This window comes from Faecalimicrobium sp. JNUCC 81, from assembly GCF_053667625.1.
In genome coordinates this window covers 994,596-1,006,296 of sequence record NZ_CM132203.1, presented here as the reverse complement: position 1 = coordinate 1,006,296, position 11,701 = coordinate 994,596, and the positions used below count along the sequence as shown (strand labels likewise).

At 24.1% G+C, this 11,701-nt stretch carries 11 protein-coding genes; all 11 read right to left on the bottom strand.

Features of this window, described 5'->3' with window-relative positions; all coding sequences use genetic code 11:
* Positions 1–142 precede the first annotated feature (142 nt).
* On the bottom strand, positions 143–577 hold the full coding sequence (locus JNUCC81_RS05010; protein WP_454095571.1) for a hypothetical protein: 435 nt from the start codon (positions 575–577) through the stop codon (positions 143–145).
* A gap of 577 nt (positions 578–1,154) precedes the next feature.
* Positions 1,155–2,429, bottom strand: a complete 1,275-nt coding sequence (locus JNUCC81_RS05005; protein ID WP_454095570.1) for a hypothetical protein — start codon at positions 2,427–2,429, stop codon at positions 1,155–1,157.
* A gap of 3 nt (positions 2,430–2,432) precedes the next feature.
* Positions 2,433–3,305: an ABC transporter ATP-binding protein gene (locus JNUCC81_RS05000; protein ID WP_454095569.1), complete on the bottom strand. Its 873-nt coding sequence runs from the start codon at positions 3,303–3,305 to the stop codon at positions 2,433–2,435.
* Positions 3,306–3,414: 109 nt separating this feature from the next.
* Positions 3,415–4,623 (bottom strand): hypothetical protein, encoded by a 1,209-nt coding sequence (locus JNUCC81_RS04995; protein WP_454095568.1) that lies wholly within the window; start codon positions 4,621–4,623, stop codon positions 3,415–3,417.
* An 80-nt stretch (positions 4,624–4,703) separates the two neighbouring features.
* Positions 4,704–5,462: a hypothetical protein gene (locus JNUCC81_RS04990; RefSeq protein WP_454095567.1), complete on the bottom strand. Its 759-nt coding sequence runs from the start codon at positions 5,460–5,462 to the stop codon at positions 4,704–4,706.
* A gap of 9 nt (positions 5,463–5,471) precedes the next feature.
* A complete protein-coding gene (locus JNUCC81_RS04985; RefSeq protein WP_454095566.1) occupies positions 5,472–6,017 on the bottom strand; it encodes an RNA polymerase sigma factor in 546 nt (181 codons plus the stop codon).
* Positions 6,018–6,185: 168 nt separating this feature from the next.
* Complete coding sequence (locus JNUCC81_RS04980) at positions 6,186–8,231, bottom strand: ABC transporter permease subunit/CPBP intramembrane protease (RefSeq protein ID WP_454095565.1); 2,046 nt, start codon at positions 8,229–8,231, stop codon at positions 6,186–6,188.
* Positions 8,221–9,024, bottom strand: coding sequence for an ABC transporter ATP-binding protein (locus JNUCC81_RS04975; protein ID WP_454095564.1), 804 nt, complete (start codon positions 9,022–9,024; stop codon positions 8,221–8,223). Before JNUCC81_RS04975 ends, JNUCC81_RS04980 begins: the two co-directional genes overlap by 11 nt.
* Before the next feature lie 251 nt (positions 9,025–9,275).
* Positions 9,276–9,644, bottom strand: a complete 369-nt coding sequence (locus JNUCC81_RS04970) for a C-GCAxxG-C-C family (seleno)protein (protein WP_454095563.1) — start codon at positions 9,642–9,644, stop codon at positions 9,276–9,278.
* 178 nt (positions 9,645–9,822) lie between these two features.
* Entirely contained in the window at positions 9,823–10,578 is a 756-nt protein-coding gene (locus JNUCC81_RS04965; RefSeq protein ID WP_454095562.1) for an alpha/beta hydrolase, read from the bottom strand.
* A gap of 18 nt (positions 10,579–10,596) precedes the next feature.
* Positions 10,597–11,439 (bottom strand): helix-turn-helix domain-containing protein, encoded by an 843-nt coding sequence (locus JNUCC81_RS04960; RefSeq protein ID WP_208334141.1) that lies wholly within the window; start codon positions 11,437–11,439, stop codon positions 10,597–10,599.
* Positions 11,440–11,701: the final 262 nt, after the last annotated feature.

The window sequence follows — 11,701 nt, the reverse complement described above, 5'->3', positions numbered from 1 at the left end:
CTATTCTTAATATTATTAAATAATAAATAGATATATGTTTCATTTTTCTGAATTTATAATATATATTTTAATAAATTAATAATATATAATTTAATAATAAAAAAAAGCCATCTATTAGAAAAACAGACAACTTTTATGTTTATTAATTATATATTGATTTAATATTTTTTAATGCAATAGTTGCATTACTATAACTTGAGCATGTGTCAATAAAGTAATCTGTTTTATTATCATCATTAATATAAACAACCATACTAGATAAACTTAGTTCATATAAAGATATAATATACAACATCAAAGAATATGACCTTTTTAACTCAATATCAGTTTCACTTGAGTACAATGAAGTCATTTTTTTTGAGTTTTCTCCTAATATAGTTTCACAAAATTTTATTTCTTTTTTGAAATCATCTATATCGAGAGGATCATCACCTGTAATAGTTTTAATCATGATAGATATTCTATCATTAACCATAGTTATATCTTTAATAGATTTTATTATATCATTTTTCTCGGCAAATGATATATTTGTGAAAATAAGAAAAAAAGAAACTGTTAGTGCAAGAAGTTTTTTCATTTTGTCCCTCCATATAATATATTACTATATATTTTAGTATCTGCTCCAAAATATACTATTATTCGTTAGTATATGAAATAATTTATTATAAAAAAGACAGGTCACAAAACCTGCCTTTTCTAACAAATAATTATTATTTTAAATCTAATTTTTTCTCCCTTTTAATCATCATATATATTAATAAAACTGATACCACTACTAATCCTATATATAATACATATAAAAGATATTTAGGCTCGTATACAGCTGTTAAGTAACCTGCATTATATCTATTTATAATTTTGTAAAATATAAATAATATTGGTATTTGTATACCTATAAGTGATATATAAGTATTTACTCTAGTATATACAATTGATGATATTATCCCACCGATTATCTTTTTATTTAATATTTCTCTACATACCTTTTAGCTATATTGTAAATAATTAACCTTATTTTTATTATATCTAATTTTTTGTAATCTCAAAATTTATAAATAGTATCCATATTAATGACGTTACAATCCCAATTATAATTAAATTAGTTATATTAAATATTTTTTTATTTCATTTTTTATTACACTCATAAGTCCCCCCTAATTTATATCTTCTTTCTTAAACCTTTTAATTACAAACATTAAACTTAACATACACATGCATCCCCAAACTACTATTGTTATTAATTCATAATATTTATTTGATATAAAAGGTATCTTTGAAGTAAACCAACTACCTGGTCTTATTGCTAAATTAAATACATCATAACCAAGATGCATAATTATAGGAGAGCTCTTACTTACAAATGTTGATACGGATAAATTAATCCCAAATATAATAAGAAATACGAAAAATACTATATAACTATTTTTTAATAATTTAGATATTACAAATGTAATTGCAGTAAATATAAGCATACAAACAATAACTATCAAAATTGATAGCATCAATTGATTTATAAATGTGTGTCCAAATATATTTATAATAGGCATAATATTTTCCCAGTTAAAAGCACTATTTAAAGGAATATTTAGTATATTGCTATAATCAAACGTAATAAAGTATGCTAAAAGTGTTACTCCTAATATTATTAAACTTATTATAAATGAACTTAATAGGCATACTGCAAGTTTATCTCTATCATTATTTCGTCCTCTTTTAGTTGAATAAACAAGTAAGCTTGTCTTATTATCAAACTCATAATTTATAAGGTATGAAGTTATTAAAACTACTAATATCATTATTTCATATATACACTCTGATAATATATCTTGAAATAATAAGCTATAAGCTCTATATGGACTTCCTAAAAAAAATAAACTTTTATAACCTCCCTCTTCTTTTATTTGTTCAAATCTTTTATCTAATATCTCATATCTTTTCTTTGCTATTTCTTTAGCCTTACCACTTAAGCCATAAGCTTTTATATATTTTTCACCAGTTTCAAGTATGTTTATATCTTCATAGCTTTTTACTTGTTCTACTGCTAAGTATTTATATATTTCTAATAACTTAAGCTCATTAAAAAATTGTAACTCTTCATCATTAAAAATTTTATCCTCATGAATATATCTATAATAGTTTTCACTATTAATAAAATCTTCCATAGTTTTATAACTTTTATTTAATTTATCTTTAGTTGTTTCATTAAACTTTTTAATTTTTTCATTGTATTCTAAATTCATATTATTTAACATATCATCATTTATTTCATATCCAAATTCACCTATCATATTATTAATAATTTTTAATTCGTCCTTTATGTATGAATTATTGTAAATTGTTAATATGTTAAAAAAGATAAATATAATAGTTAGGGCTATTACAATAGGAGATGAAATTATCTTTTTAGCTTCATGAAGTTTTATATCCATATCTTATACTCCTATAACTTCATCTTTATACTCATATAAAAATACATCTTCTAAAGATGGGTATACTAAATTCCAAGTTTTATTGTACTCCTCTTCACAAATAAACCTTACTTTTACCTTTTGATTTTCCTGTTTTTCTGATAATGTTAAATAGTTTTTTCTAAATTCTAACATTTCACTATTATTCACTTCAGCTTCAAATACTTTACCATGTAACTTTTTACAAATATTTTCTATATTATCTTTATATAATAATTGCTTGTCCTTTATCATTACTATTTCATTTGATATAGATTCTATATCTGATACTATATGAGTTGATACAATTATAATTTTATCTCTTGATAATTCACTAAGTAGATTTCTAAATCTTGCTCTCTCCTTTGGATCAAGTCCTGCTGTTGGCTCATCAAGAATTAATATCTTAGGATTATTTAAAAGAGCTTGTGCTATTCCCACTCTTTGTATCATGCCTCCTGAAAATTTTCTCATTTTTTTATCAGCTACATCTTGTAGTGCTACTAGTTTTAAAATTTCTTTTATTTTTTTATCAGCATCATCTTTTTCTATCCCCTTTAGTGCTGCTAAATAATTTAAAAACTTATTTGGTGAATAGCTTTTGTAATATCCGAATTCTTGTGGTAAATATCCTAATATACTTCTATACTTCTCATCAAGGGATAGTATATTTTCACCGTTGTAAAGTATCTCTCCCTCACTTGGGAATATTAATGTAGATAACATTTTTATAAGTGTTGTCTTACCTGCTCCATTTGGTGCTACTAAACCGTATACCCCATTTTCAAAATCCATAGTTATATTTTTTAAGGCACAAAAGTCCCCATAATTTTTAGTTATATTTTTTATACTCAGCATCTCTTTCTCCTTAAGTTTATTTCTGAATTTAATTATAATTAAATGTTTCTTCTTTTATATGTTCGTATGTTTTATTTAAATAGTTTTAATTTTTATAAAAAATTCGCTATTAAATATCACATTTTAATTCTTTTTTATTTCTTAAATATAATATTGATATAGGCAATATAATTAAGACCATATATACTATAGGTAAAAAATATTTTGGTAAATAAATATATCCTATTTTATTCATAACGATATACATACTACTTACTTTATTTATTAAAATTTTCAGTAAGAAATTACTTACGATAAATATATTTGTAACTTGAATTCCTATAAGTGATATATAAGTATTTACTTTACTAGATATATATAAAGTAATCATTGATACAGCTATTGATATTAAATATACACATGCTATTGTTAATCCTATATAATCTCTAAATGTTATATCATACCATGATTTAATTGGGCTATTATAGTGTCCTGATATATTACAGTCTAAAAATATTGAATTATTTTGAGTTTTATAATATATAAAAAATACTATAAGTTGTATAGATGTTATTAATACACTGACTAACATTGTAGCTATAACTTTTTTCTTAAATATGTCTCTTCCAATCTTTGAAGAATATTGAAGATAATTTATTTTTTCTAGTTTATCTTTTAAGTAAATAGGTGATATAACAAATATTATACTTATAAGTATTAATATACTTACAGACTTTACTAAATCATCATATGTTTCAAATACGGTATAAGGCAGTAATGAGTTTCTATACCCTCTTTCTACTATCTCCTTTTCCCTAGATATTGCTTTTTCTTTGCTATTTTCATTTTGGTTATTAACTACATTGTAAAAAGGTTCTTCATCTATTGAACTTTCATGTTCATAAGTAATTAATCTATTTTCTATTTCTGATAATTCATTAAATAAACTTATTTCATCATGGTATTCGTATTTATAATAAAGTTCTTGTAGCTTTGGATTATCGTATTTTTCTTCCCCATTATTTCTCACTATCTTATCAAACTCTTTATAATTTAATATACTCAAATTACTAAATTCTTCATTGTCTTTTATAAAATCATTAGCTAATTTAACTTTTTCATTGTATTTATTTTTAAAATCCTTAAATTCATCATTTTCCATAGTTACACCATAATCTTTTATCATATTAGATGCTACTGTATTTACTGAGTCTTTATTGACAATTACATCTGCCTTTGGGATAATTACTAGTTTGTAAAATAATACACTTATAATAAATAAAATTAGTATAGTTTTTATATTAATTACTTTTTCAATCTCATGTTTTATAATTCTCATTTGTATTCTCTTCCTTTACCTATTTGATTTGTTAATTATTTAGCCAACACATTCCTTAAAATATTTCAACTATACATATCTTAAGCAAAGTTAACATTTTTATATCTTGATAATATCTGTATATTTTTTATATAAGAATAAATTGCTAATGTTAAAATAGCCACATATACAAGTATTGGAATATTTTGAAGCAGATTAGCATAATTACTTAAACTTAAACTTACAAGTAATACATTAACTAGTATCCATCCAGCTATTACCATGTATCTTATATACTTAGACTTTATTTTCACTAATGAATATAACAGTATTGATGAAAATAAAAATACAGAAGTTATTGAAATCATTATTCCTCTTAGTACATCTATATACTCATATAAACTAGATACAAATATAGTATTTATAATTACTGCAATAACACTAAATACTAACATTCTAAGAGATGCTAATTGATAAACATTGTATTTACATACCATTTCAACTTCATAAGTCTTATTCTCTTTTAAATTTATAAATGAAAATATATTTGTAGCTAAATAATACAGTGGAGATACAGTAAAAATTAATACATAAATTTCTTCCGTTTTATTAACTGATTCTAAATTAATTGCTTCTGGATATATTCTCATAGATAAATAAGTTAATATAGAAATAACCACTATTGCTATAAAAATTAATTCTGATTTATCATGAAATAAATTTTTAATTCCTATACTTTTGTACATATTTTTTATATATAAATAAAATGATTCTTGCTCTTTAAGTCCTTTATCTAATATTGTGTTTATTTGACTTTTTATTTCAAATTCATCTGGCATATCTATTTTAAATTTGTCCATATTATCCTCCTAAATATTATTGAATTCTCTTTTTACTACTTTTATCATAGAGTAATATTTTGTTTTAACTGTTGATTCTGGAACTTGAAGTATTTTTGATATTTCGCTAAAGGTGGATTCAAGAAATATCTTAAGTCTAAAAATTTCTTGATACTGAGTATCCAGTTTATTTACAACACTTTGTATCTTATTTACATCTTCTTTGTACTCTAAATTAATCACAAAATCATCTTTTGAAGTGATTTCTTTATCTTCAATGCTTTCTATCATTTTGCTATATTTGTAATTTTTAGAGCGATAATAATCTACCACCTTATTAGTTGATATTTTATAAAGCCATGTTCTAAATGATGATTTATCTTTATCAAAGTTATATATGCTTTTAAGTACACTTATAAATATCTCTTGTGTTAAATCCAAAGAAGTTTCTTTATCTGATACTTGCTTATAAACATATATATATATTTCTTTATAATATTTTGATATAAGCTCATTTGCGCATTCTTTATCATTTTTATTGATTATTCTTTTAATAAGCTTTAAGTCTTTATCCATTTTTTAACCTCTTTTTTAGTTTCTATTTATATATTCGTAAATAGTTTTTGTTTAGTTTTAAATTTTTATTATTTTTTAACAAAAATAAAAGATAGTTGATATAATAAAGCGCTATATCAACTACCTTTTAAATAAATTTAATTATATATAAAAATATTTTACCCTACTTTATAAATTATTTTTCACTTCTTTTTTTAAAGACTTATTTCCTTTTAAAAGCCATACACCTATAGCTATAAGTATTGCACTCATAAATAATAAAGTAATAAATTCACCTACATTAAAATCTTTAAAGTTTATTTCTAGGAATTTAAATACCCTATTTAAAATTTCATTATCTGAGTAATGACTTGCAGTTACTGATAGCGTATTATTAATAAAGTGAAGTATCATAGGCACAAATATAGACCCTGATTTATACACACAGTAAGCAAATGAAATACCTAATATACTTGTAGGTATTATTCTTATAAAGTCCATATGCATAAACCCAAATAATATACCACTACATACTATAGCTGCTTTATAGCTATTTTTTCCTTTAAAAGAAGTATATATAAATCCTCTAAAGAACATTTCTTCACAAATTGCAGGCATAAGAGCTACTACAAGTAAGTTTAGTATAAAATTGTCCTTTATAATTATCGTTTCATTTAAAGCTTCAATTACATCCATATTTTGTGGGAAGAAGTGAAGTATAACTTGAATTACAATATTCATAAATATATACGCACCTGCCCAAAGGACAACACCACCTATGATATGTTTTATACTTGGCATTTTTAAACTAAAAGTCTTTTTAAAATCAGTTTTAATATAAAAAGCAAATAATAATGGAAGTGCTATAATCATAACTTGCGTTAATCCTACTCCAACCATCTTAAATTTAAGCTGTAAAATTATACCTACATATATAAGAAGAACTAATCCTACTGCATATAATATTGCACCATCACTTACACTTGGCATAGTTCCTTTTTTAATATTACTTCTCTTTTCTAAGAATGAAAAACTCTTACTACCTCCAAATAATATTTCTTCTGAGTTAAACATTTTAGACAATAGTAGTACTGATAAAATAACAAAAGCAAAGTTTGATATAAATACTAATGATATTAAATTTATATCACTATTAAATGTTAAAACACTTTTTATAAGTAAAGATATATTTACAACTGGAACTGCTGCTGTAAAGTTATCTAATTTTATAGTTGGTATCATAGATACATATGAAGGTATCATAACAAACAACATAACTGGAGTTATATAGTTTTGTGCATCCTTAAAACTCTTTGCAAGTGAACATACACACATACTTATAGCTGAAACTACCATTGAGAATAATCCTACACATATTATAGTTATAATTCCTGGTAATACCAACTGGTTCATATTAGACATACTTATTCCAATCTGTTCTCCAAGTCCTGCACTTGCAACTAAATACACCATAGTTAAAAGTATGGAAGCTATATTTAAAATTGCTGTTAATATTGCACAAAATGAAACTGCTAAGTATTTACCCATTACTAATTCTAAGTTTGTAATAGGAAGTGTAAATAATGTTTCTAAAGTACCTCTTTCCTTTTCCCCCGCCATAACATCAATTGCAGGATAAATAGCCCCAAGTAAAACACCAACTATAAGTATAACTGGTAAAAACTGACCTAACATATGGCCTGCTATTTCTTCATCTTTAGCAACTTCTACGTCTTCATAAGATAATGGCTCTAAAATATTACCTACATTAAGACCTTGTTCTTCTATTTTATCTTCTACAATATCTCTTTTATACTCATCTAATGATTTTTTTATTCTACTAGTTGCCTTCATTGAATTTTCTTTAGAAGAGTTTGCATATATCTTATAATTTTTAGCATTGTCTTTATTTTCTATTTCTACATATGCATCTATTTTTTGTCCTTCTAAATCTTTTTCTTTATCTGTTGATTTAACTATATTCACTTTACCCTCGTCTTTATTTTCTTTTTCAAGAATAGAAACTAAGGCACTACTTGGTTTAGAACTAAAAGCTATATTTATATCTTCCTCTTGCATTTTACTCATTGACATCATCATAAAAGATGACATACCTACCATAAGTATTGGATATAAAATTATAGGAAGTATTATCATCATAAATATAGTCTTTTTATCTCTTATTATATCTAACATTTCTTTTTTAAAAATTTGCTTTACTATTTTACTCCTCAACTAGATCACCTCTTTCTGATGCTAGTTTTATAAATAAATCTCTTAAGTTGCTTGTATTTGATTCTTCTTTTAACTTACTTGATGTTCCTGATGCTATGATTTGACCTTGATGAATCATTATTATTTTATCGCATAGGGTTTCTGCTTCTTCCATATAGTGAGTTGAATATAAAACTGTCTTTCCTCTCTCTTTTTCAGATTTCATAAAGTCTATTATTGACTTACTACTAATTACATCTAACCCTAATGTTGGCTCATCAAATATATAAAGCTTAGGTGAATGGACTAAGCAACGAGCTATTGAAGTTCTCTGAGTTTGACCTGTTGATAAATTTTCAATACGATTATCTATAAAACTTTCCATATTCATTACTTTTGAAATTTCCTCAATTGATTTTTCTATTTCATCTTTTGGCATTTCATAAAGACTTGCAAATGTTCTTAAAAGCTCTCTTGGTGAAAGGCGATTGTATAGTTTTGTATTTCCTGATAAATATCCTATTTCTTTTTTAGCTGCATTTTTATCTATAGAATAGTCTACCCCTGCTACCTTTATATAACCTGAAGTTGGTGTTAAAATACCTCCAAGCATTCTAAGTAATGTAGTTTTCCCCGCTCCATTTGGTCCTAATATCCCTACAATCTCACCCTTTTCTACAGTAAAACTAACATTGTTTACTGCTAAAAACTCTTCCTTTTTAGTTTTTATTTTTTTTAGTTTTGTCTTTTTCTTATTGTTTTCATCTTTTACAACTCGCGTAAATGATTTACATAAGTTTTCTACTTCAATCATTATTTCTCCCCTTCCCTTAAAAATTTGTATGTAATTTATATCTTATAAGTTATTTTGAATGTCGAATAAATTACATTTTATTTGTAATCTATAATGAGTATACGGCATTTTACCACTTTATTCCATAATAAGAAGATTAGATTTAATAATAATCTATAATAAAAATAAAATTTTTTAATTACAACAAAAAAATCTATATAGACGTACATGTTTTATATGCATGCCTATATAGAATCTTTATCTTACTTATATTAATTTTCATTTCTTAGTATTTCATTTAAAGAATCATATGTGAAGTTTATTATTTCATCACAACCAACTCTATTTTTCTTTAAATTTGCACATATTTCTGTGTTATATTTATCTCTAACACTTTTCATTAAAGCTTTAGAATATTGTCTTGCTTCATTTTGATCTAAGTGATTATCTCTACCCTTTAAGTATCCAATTATAACTACTGCTGCATTTACAGCTCCACATATACTTCCTACAGTCATACCAACTCCCATGCCACTACCTATTGATATTGGTATATCTGTGTTATGTTCTTCATTATATGATTTTATTAATGATTCTGCACATGTGTATCCTTGGCTATGATATTCTGATGGTTTTGTCATTTTATCTCTCCTTTAATTTCAACTTATAGAGTATATCTATCTTCTATTAGTATATTACAATATTATCGACTTGTATTCTGTGATATTGTCACATAAACTTTATTTATTTTCAGTCAAAATAAATAAGAAGACACAAGGTGTATCCTCTTAAAAATTAACTTAAAAGTCTTATACTTTATTAGATAGTTATTTTGTTTAAATTATATATATGTTTTATAGCTTTTTCATATCGTGCTATAACATTTTCATTATGTCCATAATCATCCCACTCAAGTGATACATTCGTTTTTCCAATTTGAGAAGTAAATATACTATAAGATTTTTCAACATATTCTTTTATATATTTTTGAATTGTTAATTTATTCTCTCCTTCTCTAAGTCCAGCTATAATTAATATATTAATATCTTTATTTTTAATATTATTTTTCTGCATAAAGTCTATCCAACCTCTGTACCATTGAGATCCACAAATACTTACTATATTTCCAAATGACCCATGCTTATATATTGAAAAAAGTGATATTAATCCTCCAAGAGAATAACCAATCATACTTGTATTTTTAGCATATTCCTTAGTGTTAAATTTACTATCTATACATGGCTTTAAATTATCTACAATAAAATCTAAATACTCTTCCCCCTTACCTTTAAAAGGCTTAAATTTTTCTACTAAAGATGATTCCGGCCATGGAGTATATTCATCTAGCCTATTTATAGGAACTATTCCTACAATAATATGTTCTTCACATTTATTCTCTAGTGCATACTTTTCTACATTAAACATAATTTTATCTAATATATTTAATACCTTATCTCCATCATGAATATATATAACAGGATATTTTTTACCATGGTTATTTTCATCATAAGATTTTGGTAAATATATAAGTATCTCTCTTCCTAATATATTGTAATTTACTACTTTTCCCCTCATAAATCTTCTCCTTAATGTCTAATTCTTTTTCTTTAGTTTGCTTGGAGGTACTCCAAAGTTTTTCTTAAATAGTCTACTAAAATAAAATTCATCTGTATACCCTACTGCTTCTGATGCTTCTTTAACTGAATATCCAAATTCATCTAATAATCTTGCTGAAATCCCCATTCTATATTTAATAAGATAATCTATTGGTCTAACTTTTGTGTATTTATAAAATATGTATGAAATTCTATTAGTTGATTCTCCATACAGTTGTGAAAGAGTTTTTAGTGATATATGCTTCATATAGTTTTTTTCAATATACTCTATCATAGACCCTAATAACTCTTTTTCACTATTATATTGTCTTGACTTACTTTTTTTTAATAAATCTTTTAAAAAAATATTAACTTGCATTTGTAATTTAATTTTTGAAGTTATATCTAAACTGCAAGATGTTTCCAATATATTCTTTAATGAATCTAATACAAATTCTTTATTTTTAATCTCCATTTCAAATATAGAGTTCATATAATTAACACTTTTACTCTTGTCGTTTCTTACATAGTATATATTGATATAAGTAAAAGGATTATTTCCTATAACATTAAAAGATATTTGTTTGCCTTCACATACATGAATAAATTTGCTTTGGTTTGCTATATAAGTATCTCCATCAAGCTTAATTTCAGCACTACCACTTATAGTAAACATAAATGCCGAAAGATTAGTTTGGTAACTACCAGTACTTATATTTTTTTCTTTTACAAATTTACCTACTCTAATTACCTGAAAAGAATTATTGCTAAATTCATTTATTAAATCATTAGTATCTATTTCAAAATCTTTATCAAGATTTTTAATATGCTTTTCTACCATTTTACATTCCTTTCAATATAATTATTTAAATAATATTATATATTTTGTATATTTACTACAATTAATTGCATCAAAAACTTAATCTATGTAAATTCACGAATTAGATTTTTTAATAATTGTCCATGTTTTCATAATTATGTATTCAATTGTACATATATCTATATTATAATAATCAAAGATAATGATATACAATCTCAATTAGTATTATTTCAATATTGATAAACTATATCAATTAAGTTTATTATAATATACGTTTTCAGTA

Bases quoted from the DNA above. Each gene is read 5' to 3' on its own strand.
- JNUCC81_RS05010 (WP_454095571.1), bottom strand. From the start codon at position 577: ATGAAAAAACTTCTTGCACTAACAGTTTCTTTTTTTCTTATTTTCACA.
- JNUCC81_RS05005 (WP_454095570.1), bottom strand. From the start codon at position 2,429: ATGGATATAAAACTTCATGAAGCTAAAAAGATAATTTCATCTCCTATT.
- JNUCC81_RS05000 (WP_454095569.1), bottom strand. From the start codon at position 3,305: ATGCTGAGTATAAAAAATATAACTAAAAATTATGGGGACTTTTGTGCC.
- JNUCC81_RS04995 (WP_454095568.1), bottom strand. From the start codon at position 4,623: ATGAGAATTATAAAACATGAGATTGAAAAAGTAATTAATATAAAAACT.
- JNUCC81_RS04990 (WP_454095567.1), bottom strand. From the start codon at position 5,462: ATGGACAAATTTAAAATAGATATGCCAGATGAATTTGAAATAAAAAGT.
- JNUCC81_RS04985 (WP_454095566.1), bottom strand. From the start codon at position 6,017: ATGGATAAAGACTTAAAGCTTATTAAAAGAATAATCAATAAAAATGAT.
- JNUCC81_RS04975 (WP_454095564.1), bottom strand. From the start codon at position 9,024: ATGATTGAAGTAGAAAACTTATGTAAATCATTTACGCGAGTTGTAAAA.
- JNUCC81_RS04970 (WP_454095563.1), bottom strand. From the start codon at position 9,644: ATGACAAAACCATCAGAATATCATAGCCAAGGATACACATGTGCAGAA.
- JNUCC81_RS04965 (WP_454095562.1), bottom strand. From the start codon at position 10,578: ATGAGGGGAAAAGTAGTAAATTACAATATATTAGGAAGAGAGATACTT.
- JNUCC81_RS04960 (WP_208334141.1), bottom strand. From the start codon at position 11,439: ATGGTAGAAAAGCATATTAAAAATCTTGATAAAGATTTTGAAATAGAT.